General features: G+C 71.4%; 14 protein-coding genes. 4 read left to right on the top strand and 10 right to left on the bottom strand.

What is annotated here, in order from left to right; all coding sequences use genetic code 11:
• Positions 1 to 34: 34 nt before the first annotated feature.
• From ACIGXX_RS24215 to ACIGXX_RS24190, 6 genes are all read right to left on the bottom strand, one after another.
• Positions 35 to 1,264 carry a beta-ketoacyl-[acyl-carrier-protein] synthase family protein gene (locus tag ACIGXX_RS24215; protein ID WP_399978662.1) on the bottom strand — a complete coding sequence of 410 codons (1,230 nt, stop codon included), beginning with the start codon at positions 1,262 to 1,264 and terminating at the stop codon, positions 35 to 37.
• Complete coding sequence (locus ACIGXX_RS24210) at positions 1,261 to 1,509, bottom strand: phosphopantetheine-binding protein (protein WP_351166170.1); 249 nt, start codon at positions 1,507 to 1,509, stop codon at positions 1,261 to 1,263. Before ACIGXX_RS24210 ends, ACIGXX_RS24215 begins: the two co-directional genes overlap by 4 nt.
• A gap of 103 nt (positions 1,510 to 1,612) precedes the next feature.
• A complete protein-coding gene (locus ACIGXX_RS24205; RefSeq protein WP_361465709.1) occupies positions 1,613 to 2,713 on the bottom strand; it encodes a beta-ketoacyl-ACP synthase 3 in 1,101 nt (366 codons plus the stop codon).
• Between the two features lie 386 nt (positions 2,714 to 3,099).
• Positions 3,100 to 3,306: a hypothetical protein gene (locus ACIGXX_RS24200; RefSeq protein WP_366461730.1), complete on the bottom strand. Its 207-nt coding sequence runs from the start codon at positions 3,304 to 3,306 to the stop codon at positions 3,100 to 3,102.
• Between the two features lie 59 nt (positions 3,307 to 3,365).
• Positions 3,366 to 4,592, bottom strand: coding sequence for a hypothetical protein (locus ACIGXX_RS24195; RefSeq protein WP_366461729.1), 1,227 nt, complete (start codon positions 4,590 to 4,592; stop codon positions 3,366 to 3,368).
• 206 nt (positions 4,593 to 4,798) lie between these two features.
• On the bottom strand, positions 4,799 to 5,995 hold the full coding sequence (locus tag ACIGXX_RS24190) for a S1 family peptidase (RefSeq protein ID WP_351166178.1): 1,197 nt from the start codon (positions 5,993 to 5,995) through the stop codon (positions 4,799 to 4,801).
• A gap of 427 nt (positions 5,996 to 6,422) precedes the next feature.
• On the opposite strand from ACIGXX_RS24190, the gene ACIGXX_RS24185 reads away from it, so the two are divergent.
• A complete protein-coding gene (locus ACIGXX_RS24185) occupies positions 6,423 to 7,394 on the top strand; it encodes an XRE family transcriptional regulator (RefSeq protein WP_399978655.1) in 972 nt (323 codons plus the stop codon).
• Positions 7,395 to 7,416: 22 nt separating this feature from the next.
• Here the strand turns inward: ACIGXX_RS24185 and ACIGXX_RS24180 are convergent, their stop codons facing one another.
• Together ACIGXX_RS24180 and ACIGXX_RS24175 are read right to left on the bottom strand one after the other, a co-directional pair.
• Positions 7,417 to 8,166 carry a hypothetical protein gene (locus ACIGXX_RS24180; RefSeq protein WP_399978652.1) on the bottom strand — a complete coding sequence of 250 codons (750 nt, stop codon included), beginning with the start codon at positions 8,164 to 8,166 and terminating at the stop codon, positions 7,417 to 7,419.
• A gap of 112 nt (positions 8,167 to 8,278) precedes the next feature.
• Positions 8,279 to 8,701, bottom strand: coding sequence for a MarR family transcriptional regulator (locus ACIGXX_RS24175; protein WP_361465693.1), 423 nt, complete (start codon positions 8,699 to 8,701; stop codon positions 8,279 to 8,281).
• A 170-nt stretch (positions 8,702 to 8,871) separates the two neighbouring features.
• Between ACIGXX_RS24175 and eno the strand changes: the two genes are divergently transcribed.
• The 3 genes from eno to ACIGXX_RS24160 all read left to right on the top strand — a co-directional run bounded on the left by eno (position 8,872) and on the right by ACIGXX_RS24160 (position 15,248).
• Positions 8,872 to 10,182 (top strand): phosphopyruvate hydratase, encoded by a 1,311-nt coding sequence (gene eno, locus ACIGXX_RS24170; protein ID WP_399978648.1) that lies wholly within the window; start codon positions 8,872 to 8,874, stop codon positions 10,180 to 10,182.
• A gap of 143 nt (positions 10,183 to 10,325) precedes the next feature.
• Positions 10,326 to 10,775, top strand: coding sequence for a hypothetical protein (locus ACIGXX_RS24165; protein ID WP_351166188.1), 450 nt, complete (start codon positions 10,326 to 10,328; stop codon positions 10,773 to 10,775).
• A 30-nt stretch (positions 10,776 to 10,805) separates the two neighbouring features.
• Positions 10,806 to 15,248 (top strand): hypothetical protein, encoded by a 4,443-nt coding sequence (locus tag ACIGXX_RS24160; RefSeq protein WP_399978644.1) that lies wholly within the window; start codon positions 10,806 to 10,808, stop codon positions 15,246 to 15,248.
• 106 nt (positions 15,249 to 15,354) lie between these two features.
• Here the strand turns inward: ACIGXX_RS24160 and ACIGXX_RS24155 are convergent, their stop codons facing one another.
• Positions 15,355 to 18,078, bottom strand: coding sequence for a tetratricopeptide repeat protein (locus ACIGXX_RS24155; protein WP_399978641.1), 2,724 nt, complete (start codon positions 18,076 to 18,078; stop codon positions 15,355 to 15,357).
• On the bottom strand, positions 18,075 to 19,034 hold the full coding sequence (locus ACIGXX_RS24150; protein WP_399978638.1) for an esterase/lipase family protein: 960 nt from the start codon (positions 19,032 to 19,034) through the stop codon (positions 18,075 to 18,077). The genes ACIGXX_RS24155 and ACIGXX_RS24150 overlap by 4 nt, the downstream gene beginning before the upstream one ends.
• Positions 19,035 to 19,062: the final 28 nt, after the last annotated feature.

Here is a 19,062-nt window from a genome sequence, read left to right as displayed (position 1 = left end):
GGGAGGGAGGGTGGTACGACGGTGGCGGCGCCGGTCAGGGCGCGCGCAGGACGAGGACCACGTTGTGTCCGCCGAAGCCGAACGAATGGCTGGCCGCGGCCCGTACGGTCTGCGGCCGGGGCCGGTCCACCACGCAGTCGAGCGGGAAGCCGAGGTTGTCCGTCGTGAGGTTGGCGACGGGCGGAACGGTGGAGTGGTGGATCGTCAAGGCCGTCAGGGCCGCCTCGATGGCGCCGGCCGCGCCGAGGCTGTGGCCCAGGACGCCTTTGGCGGAGGTGACGGTGGGCCCGTGGGGCAGGACCCGGGCGATCAGCTCGGCCTCGGTCCGATCGTTCAACGGGGTCGATGTGCCATGGGCGTTGACGTGGTCGATGTCCGTCGGCACGAGCCCGGCCTGACCGATCGCGTCGCGCAGCGCCACTTCGGCCACCGTGCCGCCGGGGGCGGGTGCCGTGGGGTGGTGGGCGTCCGAGCTCAGGCCGACGCCGGCGAGCTGGGCGTAGTGCCGCTTGCCGCGCGCTCGGGCGTCCTGGGTGCGTTCGAGTACGAGGATGGCCGCGCCCTCGGCGATGACGAAGCCGTCACGGTCCGCTGCGAAGGGCCTGGAGGCCTGCGCGGGAGCGTCGGTGAGGGTCGAGAGGGCGCCCATCCGCTGGAAGCCCGCGGTGACCACGGGGCTGATCGCGGCCTCGGTGCCGCCGGCCACCGCGATGTCGCAGGCGCCGGAGAGCAGCAGGTCACGGGCGACGGCCAGGGCGCTGGCCCCCGAGGCGCAGGCCGTCTCCGTCGCCAGGGAGGGGCCGCGTGCGCCCAGGTCGAGGAGGACCTCACCGGCGGCCATGTTGGAGATCAGCATCGGGATCAGGACGGGGGACACCAGGTCGGGGCCCGCCTGTAGGCGCAGGGTCTGTTCCTCCAGGTGAGCCGCGCCGGCCAGCCCCGAGCCGATGACGACGGCCACCCGGGCGCCGTCCCAGCTGGTGGGATCGAGGCCCGCGTCGGCGACGGCCTCGCGCGCCGCGAGCACGGCGAGCTGGGTGAACCGTCCCATCCGCCAGGCCTTGCCGCCGCCGATCCTGCCCTGCTCGGGCGTCATCGGCGGAACGCGGCAGGAGAAGTCGACGGGCAGTTCCTTGAGTTGGTGGTCCTGGGCCGCCGTGGACTCGCCGCGCAGGACGCCCGCCCAGGTCGCTTCGCGACCGACCCCGGCCGGGGTGATGAGCCCCAGGCCGGTGACGGCGACCGCGCGGGTGTCAGCCCTCACAGCACCCCTGCCGCGGTGCGCTTGGCGGCCAGGGCCGCCGTGAGCCCGGCGATGGTGGTGGACTTGGTCGCCTCGTGCTCCTGCACCTCGACGGCCAGCTCCTCCTGCAGTGCCAGCGCGAGTTCGGCCAGGGCGAGGGAGTCCAGGTCGAGGCTCTCCAGGGTGGCCTCGGGGCGGATGAGGTCCTGGGGAACCTCGAACTTCGCGGTCAGGACGGAGTGGACCGCGGTGTCGACTGAAGACATGGCTGTGCCCTTTCTGCTGGTGCAAATGGTGAAAGCGGTGAACATGGAGGAAGTGCAGGAAGCGGAGGAAGTGGAGGAACGGGAACGGCGGGAGAGCTGCTGCTCAGCGGGAGCGCGGCGGGCCGTCGGTGCTGTGGACGGAGGGAACCGGGGCGAGGTCGGGCCACAGCAGGGCCGCGGAGCCCCAGGTGAGCCCGGCCCCGAAGGAGGTGAGCAGGACGCGCTGCCCGGCGTGGAGCCGGCCGTGTTCGGCCGCGTCGGCCAGCGCCAGCGGGATGGAGGCGGCCCCGGTGTTGCCGACCCGGTCGATGTTGGCGACCTGCCGGTCGGAGGGTACGGGGATGCGCTCGGCCACGGCGTTCAGGATCCGCGCGTTGGCCTGGTGCGCCACGAACCGGTCGATGTCGTGCACCGACCAGCCGACGTTCTTGAGCAGCAGTTGTGCGGAGAGCGTCATACGGGTGACGGCCTCCTGGAACACGTCGCGTCCCCGCATCTTGAAGTGCAGGTCCGCCGGGGTGTAGCGATCGGGTGCGGAACGTGCCAGCGCGCCACCGCCCGGCACTTCGATCAGTTCGTGGCCGGCGCCGTCGCTGCCCAGGTCGAAGCCCAGGACGCTGCCGGGTTCGCCCTGCTCGCCCCGGCGCAGCACCACCGCGCCCGCGCCGTCCGCGAAGACGACGCCCGCGCCGCGGTCGTCCGGGGCGATCAGCGTGGAGTACACCTCGGCGGCGACGACCAGGACCCGGTTCGCGATGCCCGCCCCGATCGCTCCGGCGGCGCCGGCGAGCGCGTACACGAATCCGCTGCACGCCGCGGCGACGTCCCAGGCCGCGACCGGGCCGAGGCCGAGGCGGTGGGCGAGCTGCGGTGCCATGGCGGGCATCGGCCGGTCGGGGGTGGATGTGGCCACCACGACCGCGTCGACGGGGGCGGTGGTGGCTGCGCCGAGCGGGCGGACCGGTGCGGCGGCCGCCACGGCGAGCGCGCGCCGTGCGGCCTCCAAGGCCAGGTCTCCGGTCGACACCCCGGGCGCGACCCAGTGGCGTACGCGGATGCCGGTGCGCCGGCGCACCCATGCGTCGTCGGTGTCCCAGGCGGCCGGCAGGTCGTCGTTGCTCACCGCGCGGGGCGGCACGACGCCGGCGAGGCCTTCGAGCACGGCGGTTCGCTCCGCGGCCGTCCCGTGAGTGGGGGAGGGCATCACCAAGGAGCCCTCTCCGCGCGGCCGGTCTGACGGCAGTACGCCGCTCGCAGCCTTGGCCCTGTCATCTGACGGAGCCTCAATTCAAGTGCACGGCAAAAGAGTTCGCCCGACACCCACACCTCACCCGGGATCGCGTTCCGCTGGAAACGGCATGACCTTATGGGGGCAAAGGATCTTGGGAAGAACATGCAGTTCTTCGAACGAAAGACCTAGAGGCGCCAATCGGTGGCGATCGCGCAGCTCAAAAGGGGGCGTGCAGGAACGTTACGGCCGCTGCGCCGAACGGGAGTCACGCCAAGGGATGAAGAAATGCCGCCATTACGGTGCGGCCTGACGCGCGGGACAGGGGCCGAAGACGCCGACGCTGGCCTCGCTCCGATCAGTCAACGACCGGCCCCCTCGGCAGGGTCGGCACCACGCCCCAGGTCGTTGTTGAACGTGTTGAATCCCGCGCACGGGGCTTCGCAGTCCTTGCGCCGCAAGCCGCTGTGCGCGGTGCGGGGCCCGAGGGGGTGCAGAGCATCGGCCGTGCCCGACCGGGAGGGGCCGTGGACGGCAAGAAGCTGCGCGACAAGCCAGGGATCGTTCATGTCTCCATGCTCGGCGACCCGTTCGCGGCGCGCATGTCCGCGCGGCCACGGCGCCCCGCTCAGACCTGCTGTGCGGAGCGGATGCGTGCGATCTCCCGGGCGGCGCTGACCGACGCGATGGCGACGTTCATGCGCTCGGCGGCGTCCACGGCCACGGACAGCTCCTCACGGCGGCCCTCCGCGTGGCACAGCCTGCCCTTGAGGAGCAGGCTGAACAGGACCGCGCGCGATTCCTGCGCGGGCCGCTCCTCGAGCGATGCGGTGAGCGCCTCATGGGCCTCACCCGTCTCACCGAGCCGGAGCAGCACGGCGGCCCGCTGATAGTGCAGGGACGCCGCGGAATAGACCGCGAAGGGATCCTCGCCGCCGGTGTAGTGCGGCAGTAATCGCGACGCGGTCTCCAGCCACTCCAGGGCCGCCGGGCGCTCCCGGCGCGCCGCGCACACCCGGGCCGCCTGCGCGGCGACGTACGCACGCACCGGGTTCGGCGCGTGACGGGAGACCTCCAGAGCGCGGTCGAGATACCCCGACGCGAGGGGGACCATGCCCTGCAGCAGGGCGCTCTCGCTCAACTGCCGCAAGGCGATGGCTTGGACGGGCCTGTCCTGTGCGTGATCGGCGAGCGCCTCGGCGGCGCTCAGCGCCCCCTCCGCCTCCTGGGTGCGGCAGGCGTCGGCGTAACTGCCCGCCAGGAGAACAGCGGTGCGCGCGGCATGCACCAAACCCGCCCTGGACTCCGTACCCACGACCGGGGCGCCGCCCGCGGGGCCGAAGGTGGACTGCAAGTAGGCCAGCAGCACCGGCTCGGTGTGCCTCCCGCCCAAGGCGCCCGTCTGCTGCACGAAGAACCGCTCGGCCCCGCGCCACACCTGCTCGTGCGCGGCCGGAACGGCCCGGTCCTCGCTGTCCGGATGGGCGCGCTGTTCGGGTACACGGGTGGGCGCCTCTTCGCCGTGACTGCCGCTTCGTACGCTGCTTGCTTCGAGGCCGGGGATGGCGGCGATGAGCGAGGCCGCGTCCTTGAGCCCCGCCGGCCGGCCATCGGCGAGCCCCAGCTCCGCCGGCGTGATCAGCCGCCCGAGCCGCTGCGTGAACAGCCCGCACAGCAGCTCCGGAACCGGGCGGCGAGGGCGGGAGCCGCGGATCCAGTGCGCGACCGTCGTCCGGTCGTAGGTGGTCCCCAGCTGGTGCCGACGGGCGTCGGCGTTGACGCGGCGTGCCAGGGCTTCGTACGTCCAGCCGGCCTCACGGATCAGGCTGAGCAGGGCGTCGTTGGGCGTAGCCATGGCCTCACTCCGTCGGTACGAGGGCTTGAGCCCGGGAGGACCTTCCCTGGGCTCAACAGACCCAACGGGCCCGACGGCGTACGGTTTCGGCATTCGAAAACTCCACACGACAGTTCCACATCCGTCGTGCGGCGTTCGAAGGGCCCACGTGACAGCGCCGGGGCCGCTGCCGGGGTTCCGGCAGCGGCCCCTTCGACCTCAGACCGTCAGTTCGTGTTGAGCGTCAGGCCGTAGTGCCGCAGCGTGTCGTCCAGGGGCTGGAAGTACGACGAGCCCTGGAGGTTCACCCCGCCGCACGACTGGTTCGTCGGGCCGCCCGAGGTCATGCCCTGGGCCTGGTTGCCCGCGATGTAGGCGCCGCCGCTGTCGCCGCCCTCCACGCACACCGTGGACCGGCCCAGGCCGCTGACCACGGTGTCCGGGCCGCCGTTGCGGTCGGTGTAGGTGACGGTGACGTTGTACGCGCCGACCCGGCCGCAGGTCCAGCCCGTCGTCGAGCCGGACTTGCACAGGGTCGCGCCGACCGCCGCGCGCTGGCTGCCGCGCACCGGTACCGAGGCGCCGTTGCCCCAGGTGCCGACCGCCGTGGTGATCGAGGATCCCGGCTCGATCGTCGCCAGGCCCATGTCCACGCTGTTCTGGCCGACCGCGAAGCGGGTCGTGGAGCCGGTGGCGAACTTCGAACCGTTGAAGTAGAGGCCCGGGTTGCCCGTCACGCAGTGGCCCGCGGTGACGAGATACTGCCGGCCCGCGGCGCTGCGTGCGCCGAAGCCCACCGAACACCACGAGCCGGGCTGGTTGTTGATGTTCATCCGGCTGCCCGGCGCGACGGCCGCCTTCGCCTGGAGCTCCTGCCCGCTCTTGACGATGCGGACGGCCTTCCCGTGTCTGCGGGCCTCCTTCAGGAAGGCGCGGGCCTGCGGGGTGCCGGCGTCGGCCACGGTGACCTTGACCGTGTCGGAGGCCAGGTCGGCCTCCCAGGAGGTTATGCCGCTCGGGACACGCTTGGCCGCCGCCGCGTCGAGTGCGGAGGTGATGCGTGTCAGCTCCGCCTCGCCCCGGCCGGGTATGCGGGCGGTCAGGCCGGTGGCCTTCACCCGCGCCGCCGCAGGGGCGGCGCCGACGTTCACGGTCAGCGTGCCCTTCGCGTCGAAGAACGCGCCGTCCGTGCGGACACCGTCCCGCTGGAGCCGGGCCAGCCGCCGCTGCTGGTCGGCCTGTTCGTCGAGGCGACGCACGGCGGCGGTGTCGCTCACGCCGAGGGTGTCAGCCAACGCCTCGATCATCTGCGGCTCGTAGCGCGGCGCCGGGGTTGAGTCGGCGTGTGCACCTGTGACACCGGTCGTGGCCACCAGGGCTCCCGCCGCAGCGGCAGCGAAGAGGTAATGCCGAACATGCGCCATGTGAATGCCTTCCGAGGGTAAGTGGGGGGTGGCATATAGATGTTCGGTGCACCGGGTGGGGTCGAATTGGTGCACCGAACATCCATCGGCGCGGTACGCGGGATTTCCCGGACCGTGCCGTGGGCGAAACACTCCCGCTGGTGCGGGGGGTCGCACAAGGCATGGCGAGGCACCGGCCCTTAAGGCGAAAGAGGTAAACACTTAATGGGCGCCGACTCCGAATGTGCGCGCCCGATACGTGATGCGGAAGCGGCGTTACGGATATTGACGTACGCCGTCCCGGCAGGGTTTGGTAGGCGAGGCGTGCGGGCGGGAATTCCTTTGCCCGCCGTCTATGTCCGGCCATGACACGCAACGGCGTCAATCGGGCAGTTGCGCATGATCCGGGTGTGTGGCTCGTCATTTGTCATGTCGGGAGGCGAAATTCGTGACGGTCTCATCCGGACTGACGTCGGACGGCGCGGAATCCGGTACCGGAGCGGCCTTTTCGACCGATCGCCCCGCTCCGTTCGCCGTGGCCCTGCGCGAAGCGGTGCGCCGCCGCGGGCTTCCCCTGGACCGGATCTGCGAGCGGCTCACCGCCCGCGGCATCCGCCTCACGCCCGCGACCCTCAGCTACTGGCAGCGCGACCGCACCCGTCCCGAACGCTCGGACTCGCTGCGCGCGGTGGTCGAACTGGAGAGCATCCTCGCGCTGGCGCCCGGCGAGCTGTCCGGTCTGCTGCAGCCGCAACGCCCGCGCGGGCGCCGCCCGGCCGTGCGCGTCGACGAGCACGCGACCCGCCGTCTCTACGGTCACGCCTCCCGGCAGGAACAGGCACTGGGCGAAGCCTTCCCCCGCTTCAACCAGGGCATCGCCATCCTCCTGACCCGCGAGGTCCTGCACCTGGACCGGCGCGGCTGCGTCAGCCGGCTGACCATCAATCACCTGGTCCGCGCCGTCGCCGACGGTCCCGACCGGCTGGTCAATCTGCACTTCCTGGACGATCCCGACGCCGGGCTGCCCGAAGCGACCGTGCACTGCGGACAGCTGGAATCGATGCGGCAGGACGCGGCATCGGGCGGGGTGATGCTCCAGATCGGCTTCGGCCGTCCGCTGTCGTTCGGCGAGACCACGACCGTCGACTACGAGATCCGCACCGTCCGGCAGGACCACCCGACGACGCTGCACGAGCGGGGGATACGCGGCAGCCAGGACGCCTATCTGCTCCAGGTGTACTTCCCCCACGACCGGCGCCCGGCGATCTGCCACTCGTTCTACCGGGAGAACGCCTCCGCCCAGCAGCGCAAGGTGCGCCCCTTGGCGGTGGACTCCTCCGGCACGGCCCATTTGTACGCCGCCCAATGCCGGCAAGGCATCTACGGCATGAGCTGGCAGTGGCCGGACGAGAACTCCTAGTACGGCAGAGGGGCCTCACCGTCTAAAGGTCCGTCCATACATGGCCATCGGAGTAGTTGGACTCGCCCCGGAAGAACCAGTCCGCCAGGTCGCCGATGCGTTCCAGGCAGTCCTCGTAGTAGGAAACAGGCGTCGGCCGCGGGAAGTCGGGGTGCGAGGTCCAGGAGGGGACGGCCGTCGCCAGTTCGTAGAACCCGTCGGCCAGCCAGCGGTCGATCTGGTCGCTCGATTGGTGGGCCGCGCAGGCGATCCGCATCGCCCGCTCCAGGCGGGTGTAGGCGACCCGGTCCCAGGTCAGATCGCCCCGCAGCCGGATCAGGAAGCTGCCCTCCGCCGCCGCGAACTCCTGCTCCAGAATGGCGAGGGCCTTTTCCACATGGTCGATGGGGTGCCCGATCAGCGTGGGCCACGCGGGCCGCCAGCGAGCGACGTATTCGGCGAAGTCCTCGCGCAGGAAGGCGGGATCCACCGGCTTCAGGCGGATCTGCCGACTTTCCGCGCCGGCCCACCACACCTCGAACTCGCCCACTGTTCCTTCCGCGGGCCAGCGTTCCGCGTCCAGGGGAAGAAGCAGCACGTCGACGAACCCGCCGTACCCGGAGCCCGCCTCCCCGAGGTCCACGAAGACGCCGATGGCTCCGGGTTTGGGGACGCGCGCGACGGTACCGGTGAGGAGCTGCCCGAAGCGCAATTCATGCCGTAGCCGGACCCAGTCGGCGTCGATCTCCTCGTGGGCACCGTCGGCACCGCCGGGCCCGATGGCATCGCTCATGCCGCATTGTCGCACCGCGCTCCGACAACGGTCCTGGTTCCATGCGCGGGCTGTGCGCTTCTTGCGGTCAGGGAGTCCGTCCCCGGCTCGGCCCGTGGTCCGCCGGGCACAGCTAGTGCGCCGCGACCCTCTCCACCAAACCGATTCCCCGCGCCAGCAACTCCCGCTCCTCCGCCGTCAGTTCCGCCTCGATGGCCCGCGCGAGCCAGTCCGCCCGGCGGCCTCGCTCCTCCTCCAGCAGTGCCTGCCCGGCAGGGGAGAGCTCGACCAGGCTCTTGCGGCCGTCGGTCGGATGCGCCCGGCGCGTGATCAGCTCCTGCTCCATGAGGAGCCCGACGGCTCGGGCCATGGACTGCGGGCGCACCCGCTGATCGGCCGCCAGTTCGCTGGTCGTCATCGCGCCGTTGCGGTCCAGGGCGCCGAGGACGGCCACCTGACCGAGCGGCATCTGGTCCTCGAGCTTCACTCGCCGCGAGAGCTTTCCCATCGCGGTGCGCAGTTCGGCGGCGACGGCGGCGGATTCCGGAAGGGGCATACCGAATTTTAACGCAGCGTAGCTGCGCGGGCAGAACTGCACAGCGGGACTGAACAGCCAAACTACACAGCACAACTGCGCAGCTCTGCTGTAGAGTTTTGCGTGTCGGGTTCAGCGCCACCGTCGCCGCAGCCGAACCCGGCACGTATGCGACAACGGGAAGGACTCCCATGACCGCCATCACCTCCGTCATCGGCCGCCGCGTCCTCGACAGCAGGGGCAACCCCACCGTCGAGGTGGACGTGGAACTGGCGGACGGATCCATCGGCCGGGCCGCGGTCCCATCCGGCGCTTCGACCGGCGCCCGCGAGGCCGTCGAACTCCGTGACGGCGACCCGGCGCGCTGGCACGGCAAGGGCGTCGACCGCGCGGTCCGCCACGTCAATACGGAACTCGCGGGCGCCGTCACCGGTCGCGAGGCCGAGGACCAGACCGGCCTCGACGCCGTGCTCGTGGCCACGGACGGCACTCCCGCCAAGTCCAGGCTCGGCGCCAACGCGATCCTCGGGGTCTCCCTGGCCACCGCCAAGGCCGCGGCCGCCGCCCATCGCCTGCCGCTCTACCGCTACCTCGGCGGCTCCGGCGCCCGGCTGCTGCCCGTACCGATGATGAACATCGTCAACGGGGGCGCGCACGCCGACAATCCGCTGGACTTCCAGGAGTTCATGATCGCCCCGATCGGCGCGGAGACCTTCGCCGAGGCCGTGCGGATGGGGTCCGAGATCTTCCACACCCTGCGCCGCGACCTCCTCGCCGCCGGGCACTCCACGGGCGTGGGCGACGAGGGCGGCTTCGCGCCCGCCCTGCGCACCGCCGAGGAGGCCCTCGACTTCGTGATGGCCGCCGTCGAACGCACGGGGTACCGGCCGGGCATCGACATCGGCCTGGTCATGGACCCGGCATCGTCCGAGTTCTTCCGCGAAGGCGTCTACGACTACACCGGGGAAGGCGTGCGGCGCACGCCGGCCGAGAACGCCGACTACCTGGTCAAGTTGATCGACTCGTACCCCATCGTGTCGATCGAGGACCCGATGGCCGAGGACGACCTGACGGGCTGGCGGGACCTGACCGCACGGGTCGGCGCGCGCTGCCAGCTCACCGGGGACGACGTGTTCTGCACGAATGAGACCATCCTGCGCGAGGGCATCGCCTCCGGCGTCGCCAACTCGGTCCTGGTGAAGGTCAACCAGATCGGCACCCTCACGGAGGCCCTGGCCACCGTCGACACCGCCCACCGGGCGGGCTACACCGTCGTCATGTCGCACCGCTCGGGCGAGACGGAGGACACGACGATCGCGGACCTGGCGGTGGCCACGGGCTGCGGCCAGATCAAGACCGGATCGCTGTCCCGCTCCGACCGCACCGCGAAGTACAACCAGCTCATCCGTATCGAGGAGGAGTTGGGAGGCGGTGCCCAGTACGCGGGCGCGGAGGCACTCCTGACCTCGCGGCAGCGGACGGGACTCCCGGCAGGAGCCTGATCGCCAGGGCGCTCATCGTCCAGGGGTCGCGACCGGAAGGCGGCGGACCGGGTTGACGCCCGTCCGCAACCGCCTTAATTTCCCGGAAAGCGCCCGTATGAGGGCAAGTACTCGCCTCCACTCGGACGGAAGGGGGCATCCGCATGGATCCGCTCACGCTGGCCACCGGCGCCGTCGCCCTGCTGACCCCCTTCCTGTCCAGAGCGGCTCAGGACTTCGCCGGCGCCGCGGGCCAGAGCGCGTGGCTCAAGGCGGAGGAACTCCTCTCCCGGCTGCGGGCCCGCTTCGCGGGAACCGAACACGAGGGCACGGTCGAGGAGTTCGCCGACGGCCCGCAGGCCCACACGCAGGAGATGACGGACCTCCTGGAGGCGGAGTGCGAACGCGACGCCGCCCTGCGTGAGGAGATCGAGCGCCTGCTGAACGAGGTGAAGCGAGCAGCGCCGCACATCGTGGTCGTCCAGAGGATGAAGCGGATGGAGTCACAGGTCGGCGTCCGGTCCAAGAAGATGACCAGGGGCGATGTGTCGGTGACCCAGGAGTCCGACCACGCCGTCTCGGGGGCCGCCGTGGACATCGACGAGATCGGCTAGGGCCGGTCCGGGCGGGGGCGGACCTACCCCATGCGCACGAGCGATCTCTTCTTCGACTCCGTCGTCACCTCCCATGTGGACTCCGCGCACTTCCTGCGCCGCGACTGGCTGGCCCAGGACATCCAGCGGCAACTGGACCGTGACGACATCCGCGTGGTGCTGCTCACCGCGGCACCCGGAGCGGGCAAGAGCGCGTGCCTGGCTCAGCTCGCCCACGACCACCCGACGTGGCCGCGCTACTTCATCCGGCGTGATCAGCGCACCCCGCTGGCCGACCCGACCGCACGTGCGTTCCTGCTGCGGGTGGGCTTCCAGCTGGCCTCCGCCTGTCCAGAGCTCTTCACGACCGAGCAGATACGCATCGAGGTGACGCAGCGGATCGGCGAACTCGCCGACGGAGGCGAGGTGGTGGGCGCGGAGGTACGACGGCTGCTCACCTCGCCCTTCCACCAGACGGTCCTGCACATCAAGCAGGACGTCGAGCGCGCCGGGGGCAAGGCCACCGGCCTGCGGATCGGCGAATGGGTCGGCGATCCGCGGCTCGTCGAACCGTCCGACCTTCAGCACATGGCGCTGTTCGACCCGGCCCGTGCGCTGCGGCGGCTGCGGCCCGGCGCCCGGCTCGTCGTCCTGGTCGACGCACTCGACGAGGCGGCGGCCTACGACGGGGAGCACAGCCTCCCGCAGTGGCTGGCGCGTCTGCCGGAGTTGCCGCCCAACCTGCGTCTGGTCGTCGCGTCACGGCCCAGCCTCGATGTGACGACTCTCTTGGAGGGGCAGGCAGGTGTGCTCGCGCACGTGGGCATAGCGGCGTACGACGACCGCGTCGCCCGGGACCTGCGCCGGTACACCCGGCAGCTGGCCGCCCGGCCGCCGGCCGCGCGGACCCTGGCCGAAGCCGGCCGCGACCCACACGACTTCGTACGGGAGGCGACCCTCAAGGCGAACGGTAACATCGGCTACCTGGACGCTCTCGCACGGGCCGTCGACGAAGCGGCCGTCTCGGCCGAGGCCGCGGCCGCCCTGGGCGACCTGCTCGCGCTGCGTGAACTGCCCCAGCACATCACCGGTCTGTACGGATTCTTCCTGCGGCAGATCCGCGCTACCGCGGGCGCACGCGACGTACGCCTCGTCGACACCCTGACGGGGCGGATCGCGATGCTCGACGCCTGGGCCGCGGTCTACCGCCCGCTCCTCGAAGTGCTCAGCATCGCGCCGGAGCCGGTCGGCCTCGATGAGCTGCGCGCCCTCGGCGGCATCGACGCCGAGCCCTCGGACGTGGCGACGGCCCTGCGACGGCTGGGTCAGTTCCTCGCGGAGGAAGAGGGCCGCCACCGCTTCTACCACGCCACCCTGGCCGAGTTCGTGACCTCGCCAGGGCTGCGCGCGCAACCGGAGCTGCATGTCGAGAGGATCAGCACTCACGCCCTGGTGGCGCGGCGTCTTCGGCACCTGTTCGCCGGCGCATGGGCCGAACCGGGCGAGCGGGTGGCGCCCTCCGTGCACCGGTACGGCCTGACCCACTGCGCACGACATCTTTACGACGGCCGCCTGCGGCACGAACTGTTCGAGCTCCTCGACGCGGGGGACTACGGAGTGGCCAAGTCGCGTGCCGACGTCACGCCATCGTCCTACCTGGCCGATCTGGCGCTCGGCATCGGCGCCGCGCGCCACGAGGTGTCGGCGGACGCGTCGGCGGCACTGCCGCGGCTGTTCCGCTACGCGTTGCTGTCCCATCTGCTGTCCGGCGCCGAGACCACCCGGGCCCCCGCCGTGCACGCCGCGTGGATGCTGCTGGACGACGGCAGACGCGTCCTCAAGCTCATCGAAACGGTCCCGGATCCGCGTCTGCGGGCGACGGTGTTGGCCGATGTCGCCATGGCCTTGCTGGGTGAGGCCGGTACGCGACCCGGCGACGACCGGATCGAGGCGGCGCTGACCGCGACCCGGGCCGCGGTCGCGGCGCTCACCGCGATCGCCGACGAGGACACGGCGCTGGGCGCGCTCGACGACCTGCTTCCGGTGTGGCGGCGGCTGTCGGAGCTGGGAGCCGAGACCGGCGAGGATCTGACGGCCCTGTGCCTGAGCCTGGCCGACGCACCCGTCCCTTCGGCGGAGCACGTGCGTGTGCCGGCCGAGGCCGCGACCCTCCTCTGGGACGTCGACCAGCAGGCCGCACGGCAGCTGCTGGGCCGGGCCGGACAGAACGCAAGCCGTGCCGCGCGCTCTGCACCCCCAGAACAACTCGACGGAATGTGGGTGTCGTTGACCCAGTCGTACGCCGCCGTGGGGCAGTCGGCCGACGCGGAGGCGACGATCCGGAACATCCAGGACCCCGCTCTCCGTACGGTGATGACGGTCCGTCTGGTGGACGCAGAACTGCGGCGCGGAGATGCCGACACGGCACGAAGCCGTCTCGACGCCGCCGAGGAATCCCTGGCCCGCGCTCCACTGGACGCCGGGACAAGCGCGTCGGCCCGCGCGGCCCTGGCCCGGGGCCTGCTGCTCGTCGGCGACACCGCCCGGGCCACGGCACTGTGCCAGGCGGCCGTTCGCGACGTGGAGGGCGAAGAATTGCCCTCCGAGACGGCCACCGGAGAACTGATCGCGCTCTTGGACCACCTCGGCGCACCGGACGAGGCCCAGCGGCTCGCAGTCCGGCTCCACGACGCGGCCGTGGACAACGAACGCGGGCTCCGCGCCAAAGGCACGTTCCCCGTCTACCCCCTGTGGGCGGCCCTGGCTCTGGCGGACGCGGACCGGCCGGAGCCGGCCCTCGCCGTGATGCGCGAGATGGCTCCTGCGCAACGGGCCGCTCCGGGCCAGGCCGTCGCCGCCGCCTTCGTGCGACAGGGCCGCGTGGAGGAGGCCTTGGCAGTCGTAGACCTGATGCGGGACGCGGAGAACGCCCCCGTCCGGGTTTCGGTCCTGCCTCCGGGGCGCCGCGCCGACGCGACCGGAAGAGCCGACGACGCCCTGTTCACCATCGTGTCCGGTCTGCTGCGCTCCGGTGCCGCGCAGAGCGCACACGAGGCGGCGCAGCGGGCCGAAGCCATCGACGCACGGTCCCGGATCACCGGAGCGCTCGCCCTGCACGAGATCGCCACGGGCCACCGTGAGGCCGCCAGAGCCCTCCTGGACGAGGACGAGCAGCACATCCGCTTGATGGGCACCGCGCCGATCCGGCACTACTTCACCGACGACGTGCTCGACCTGCTGGCCCGGCACGGGGACTGGGCCACGGCGAAGCGCACGGCTGCCGACGCGGACCGCCAGGGAGCACACGACGCCACCGACCGGCTCGTGCGCCTTCTCATCGACGCGGGCGAGTTCACCGAGGCCTCCTCGACGATCGCCACCATCGAGGATCCCCTGACCCGCGCCGACGCCCTGGTGCACTGGGCTGCCAAGGCGGGTGGCACCGTCCCGCAAGATGCCGTACAAGCGCTGTTGGACGGTCAGAACCTCGTGCGCGGCCTTCCAGCAGCCGATCAGGGAGGTGTCCTCTACCGCGCGGGCACCGCTTTGGCGGACCTCGGTGAGCTCCCGGCAGCGCGAGCGGCGCTGCGCGCAGCGGTGACGGCATGGTGGGAAGCCCCCGCGACCGGCATCGTGCCCTCCCTGGGCAGCCGACTGGCAGGAGCGTTGGCACGCGTGGGCCTCCTGGCCGAGGCCGACGCGCTCGCCGACCGGTTCCCCGACGCCTGGCTGCGCGTGGACCGAGCGCGCGCCTGGATCGACATCGCCAGGGCGCTGGAGGACCGGGGGCATCGGGCGGAGGCGCTGGAGCGGCTCGGCCGGGCCGTCCACGCCGTCCGTCCGGGCGAGTTCACCGAGTCCTGGGACTACCCGGACCGGCTCAAGACGCTCGGCACGGCGGCGGGTCTGCAGAGCGCACTGGGAGCGCAGCCAACGCCCCCGCCCGACGGCGACCTGCCGGCCCACTACCGCGAGCGATGGCGCGCGGGAAACGCCACGGCACTCGCCCAAGCAGGACATCCGGCGGCGGCCCTCGCCCTGTACGGGAGGAGCGAGCGGCCCGACGACGATGTGCTCATGGCCATCGCTGCGGCCTGCACGGCACAGGGACGGTACGCGGACGCCCAAGCGCAGGTGGAACGGATCGTGCGCGAGACCGATCGGCTGCTGGCACTCGCCGCGCTGGCCACGGCGATCGGCACGGGCGCCCAAGCGCGCGACGCGGCGACCCGGGCGGCGGCGCTGTTCGGCGAGGTGCGGGAGAGCCCGCGGACCACCAGGTACTGCGCCCGGGCCGTCGGAGAAGCACTGACGTCCTGCGGAGCCCGTGACGCACTGCGTGAGCTGACTGTCCGGCAATGGTGCGGCGCGGTCGACGCCCTGCGGCTGGCGATCCTGCTCCCGCTGGCCGCACCGCTCCTGTCGGCCGCTGCCGCCCGGGAGGTGGCGACGTCGGTCGCCTGGCTGGAGGACTTCTTGTCCCGCACGGGTTGACGGACGGAGGGCTCACTCCAGAGAGCCTGAGGAATCGAGGTGCTGCTGCTCGGCCGTCCTGGGCGGCTACGGCCTGTGCATCTTCTGGGGTGCGTCAGCTCGGCCCTCAGCCTTGGGCCCCAGCCGTGTCGTCCGGGCTGTCGGCGGCGTCCGTCACCAGAGCGAGGGTGGACTCCACGGAGCGCAACGCGGACGCGAAGGCGGCGGGCATCCGCGCGTGCCAGCGGGTGAAGATCTCCACAGCTCGGCGAGCGGCCTCCAGCGCGGACGGCAGGTCGTGGCGGCACTCGGCCCTGATCTCGGCGAAGGTGTCGAGCGACTTGGCCAGATCGATCTCGTATGCCTGTGGGTGGGCCGCAGCGAACCGCTCCCGTATGGCGAGGGATTCCGCGGAGGTCTCCAGTGCCGCGGCACGCTCGCCCTGGAGGTGCAGGGTGATCGCGTAGTTGTTCAACGACTGGGCCAGCAACGGGGAGAACACGGCGTCGTTCGTGACGGAGAGACGGCGGCGGATCAGTACGGATTCCTGGGCGGCGTCCAGGCCTTCGGCGCTGCGTCCCAGGGCCCACAGCACCGCGGAGAGATTGCACAGGGCTTGGGACAGCAGGGCGTCCCATCGGTCGGGGTTGGCCTTTCCCAGTCGACGGGCGCGCTCAATGGCTTCGCGAAGCGAGTCGAGCGACTCCTCGTGGCGGCCCTGGCCTTGCAGCATGTACCCCACATTGCTGAGGCCGCTGGCCAACTGGGGCTCATAGAGCTGAGGTTGGGCGGCGGCATGGGGCCGCAGAAGTTCGATGGACTCCAGGGTCACCTCGACCGCCCGGGGGCTGCCGACCGCACTCAACCGTGCGCCCAGCAGACCGAGCATCTCCGCCATCGGGCCTTCCGAGGACAGCCCCAGTTCACGAAGGCGGGCGACGCCTTCCTCCGCGGCCGTCACCGCTTGCCGGACCTGGCCGGACTCCGCGAGCCACATGGCAAGGCCACCGTAGGCGGCGGCCAGGAACGCCTTGTCCGCGGGCGACAACGCGCCGGATTCCCTGCCCAGAAGTCCGATTGACTCCTGGGCCGCCTCCACCGCCTCGTCACGGCGCCCGCACTCGGCCAGGCACCGCCCCAGGGCCGTCAGTGACCGGGCGAGCTCACGGTTGAGGGAGGGCTCGCGCTGGGCGACCGTGCGGCGCAGCGCCACTGCCGTTTCCGTCTCGCGCAGCGCTTCTTCGCGACGGCCCGCGTTGGTGAGACGCTCGGCGAGATACTGGTGCAGTCGACCGCGCGTCCGGTCGTCGGTGTCCGTGGCGAGTTCATGCTCCGTCAGGCGCTTCACCAGCACCGCGATTCCAGTGTCCAGGTCGACATTCAGCTGGTGCGGCAGCAGGTCGTTCACGGCCTGGAGGACATCGAGGTCGGTGTCCTGGAGTTCCGCGAGTCCCGCCAGGGCGGCACCGCCGGCCGCCAATGCCAGGCCGGGGTCACGAGCCAGCAGCGGAAAGAGGGTGGTGCGGCCCATGTGGGGCCAGCGGCGCGCTGTGTCGATGAGCGTGACCACGGCCGGCCGGGCATAGCCGGGTACACCCTTGGGGGCGTGCAGCAGCCGGGCCGCGGCGCCGTCTGCCCAGCTGTCCGGAACGTAGGCCGGGTGCGAGTGCCCAGGAGTCGTCAAGGCCAGGAAGTCCTCGCCGAGCCGGTCCGGTCGCAAGGGGTGCAGCCACGTCTGGTCCACCTGGCCCGCTGGCACCGGATAGCAGGAGGCGTGATCGTCGAGAGCCGCGTCGGCCTGTGCATCGGGTAGGGCGCCGCTCTGCTCCAGCGCGGCGACCGCTTCGGCTCGGCCCAGCCCCTGGGTGAGCGTCGCCGTGTAGACGATGCGCCCCATCACGGCAGGGGAGACGCTCACTCCGCCGTGATCGTGGGCGTTCTGCCAGAAGTCGTGTTCGCGATCCAGGAGATAGGAGGAGAGTCCGGCCGGGTCGAGAGGCGGTTCCTCCCCGCGTGCCCGGGCTTCCACGGCCACCAGGGCCGCCATGTGCAGGGTGAGCACGGTCTCGTACCCAGGTCCTGTCAATTCGGGAGGCGTGGCCGTGTCCGGCTGCGGCAGGGCGAGGGCTGCCGAGAACGCCGCGCCCGCCTCGTCGAAGACCCGCTGCCGCTCGGGGAGGGTCGGCGCCAGGGAGGAGAGGGGCACCGTGCGTGCGTCGAGGTAACCCGCTTTGGTGAGCCGGTGCCGAAGGGCAGGCCACCAGGACTGAGCGGCGCGAGCCAGCAGCAGCACCCGCGTCCGCCGCCCGGGGACGCGCAGCAGGGGGTTGAGGAGCAGGAGCAGGAGATCGTCCAGCGGCCAGCGGTCGGCGTAGTCCACGACCAGCAGCAGCGCATCACCCAACTCGCCGGGCTGCACCACTTGGTAGGCCGTCGGGTCGCTCAGGTGATGCGCCTCGCACACCCGCCACCCCTCGCCCGATGAGCCTTGGGTGAAGTGCGCGGCCAGCCGCGTCTTGCCCTGTCCGCCAGGGCCATGGACAAGGAGTGCGGTGACTCCCGCTTCTGGTGCGTCCCGCCAGGACCGGAGCAGCGCCGTTTCATCCTCGCGTCCACGGAAGCCGACGACCGCGTTCTCCGCGGCCAGCAGCACACTGGGGCGCATGGCAGCCTGTGGGCCGCTGACGCCGGGATGTTCGGAGGGTACGGGCACGATCTGGTACACCGGGTACCCGTTGCGGATGTGCAGGTCTCCCTGTAGGACGGCGTAAACGCTCGCGCCCGCCTCGGCGTTGATGATCTGCCGGGCCGCGCCGCCGGAGGGCCGGTCGCCCGCGGAGGGATCACTCACCGGAATCGCCCACTTTCCCCGCCGTCTTCCGCTGCCCCCGGGCTGGGCGCCGGATGGATGTGCATGGCACCGTCCTGCACCGTGTAGAGCAGTCCGCCACCCGTCACCGTGTTGTGCTGGATCCTTGCCTGACGTTCTTGCCCCGGGTCGTCGCCCCGACCGTTCTCATGGGCCGGTGATCCTCTGCGTGTCGCGTCGTGCCGTGCGTCCAGTAAGTCGCGCCTCAGCGTGCTGAACGACCGATGGGCCGTGGAATCCGGCCGCACGATCGTGAAGTGGTCCCCGGGCAACACATCCGCCTGCGGGAACACGCTCCGCGCCGAAACCGACGTCACCACCCCGTCTTCCTCCCCCGCGTAGACCCGCACCGGGATCGGACAGGTGTCGGCGGCGACCTGCTGGGCGTGCACCACGCGATTGAGTACGGTTCGCTGCGCCTCGGCGACGGCCATGTTGAGCGGGCGCAGCTCGCGCTCCTGTGGATGCCTCGGCAGCAGGCCGCGCCGCAGAGTCAGCAGCAGCTCGGACCCCGAGTTGGGACAGGCGAAGAGAACGGCCAACCGGACGCGGCGCAGCTCCCGCCCTCGCCCCTCGTTGAGCATCCGGGCGAGGTAACGCTGTACGACGAGACCGCCTTGGCTGTGCGACACCAGGACGACAGCGTCGTAGTCGCCTGCCTCCACTTCAAGGAAGACCTTGAGGCTTCCGGCGATGTCGTCGAAGGACGGGATGCGGCGCAGGGGGTTGAACCACAGGCGCGGGGATGCGTACCGGAACGGCAGTGGCGCGACGAACCCCAGCTCCGGGTCCCCGGCGATGAGCCGCTCGAAGGGCCTCCACACCTCAGGAGACGACGCAAGCCCGTGGACGAACACCACTGCGACCAGCCGACCGTCCGACGACATGTCCCACCCCCGTCGCACCATCAACTCCCCACGCAGGACGGGGTGTTGCATACCACTTAGGGTACGCCGGTTGCACATG

Origin of the sequence: Streptomyces sp. NPDC055243 (assembly GCF_044544025.1) — a bacterium.
Lineage (GTDB): Bacteria > Actinomycetota > Actinomycetes > Streptomycetales > Streptomycetaceae > Streptomyces.
Note: the sequence above shows the minus strand (reverse complement) of the source record. Positions and strands in the feature narration are given on the sequence as shown.

What these genes read in the sequence shown, in the direction of transcription:
- ACIGXX_RS24210 (WP_351166170.1), bottom strand. Translation starts at nt 1,509, where the DNA reads ATGTCTTCAGTCGACACCGCGGTCCACTCCGTCCTGACCGCGAAGTTC.
- ACIGXX_RS24205 (WP_361465709.1), bottom strand. Translation starts at nt 2,713, where the DNA reads ATGCCCTCCCCCACTCACGGGACGGCCGCGGAGCGAACCGCCGTGCTC.
- ACIGXX_RS24200 (WP_366461730.1), bottom strand. Translation starts at nt 3,306, where the DNA reads ATGAACGATCCCTGGCTTGTCGCGCAGCTTCTTGCCGTCCACGGCCCC.
- ACIGXX_RS24195 (WP_366461729.1), bottom strand. Translation starts at nt 4,592, where the DNA reads ATGGCTACGCCCAACGACGCCCTGCTCAGCCTGATCCGTGAGGCCGGC.
- ACIGXX_RS24190 (WP_351166178.1), bottom strand. Translation starts at nt 5,995, where the DNA reads ATGGCGCATGTTCGGCATTACCTCTTCGCTGCCGCTGCGGCGGGAGCC.
- ACIGXX_RS24180 (WP_399978652.1), bottom strand. Translation starts at nt 8,166, where the DNA reads ATGAGCGATGCCATCGGGCCCGGCGGTGCCGACGGTGCCCACGAGGAG.
- ACIGXX_RS24175 (WP_361465693.1), bottom strand. Translation starts at nt 8,701, where the DNA reads ATGCCCCTTCCGGAATCCGCCGCCGTCGCCGCCGAACTGCGCACCGCG.
- eno (WP_399978648.1), top strand. Translation starts at nt 8,872, where the DNA reads ATGACCGCCATCACCTCCGTCATCGGCCGCCGCGTCCTCGACAGCAGG.
- ACIGXX_RS24165 (WP_351166188.1), top strand. Translation starts at nt 10,326, where the DNA reads ATGGATCCGCTCACGCTGGCCACCGGCGCCGTCGCCCTGCTGACCCCC.
- ACIGXX_RS24160 (WP_399978644.1), top strand. Translation starts at nt 10,806, where the DNA reads ATGCGCACGAGCGATCTCTTCTTCGACTCCGTCGTCACCTCCCATGTG.
- ACIGXX_RS24150 (WP_399978638.1), bottom strand. Translation starts at nt 19,034, where the DNA reads ATGCAACACCCCGTCCTGCGTGGGGAGTTGATGGTGCGACGGGGGTGG.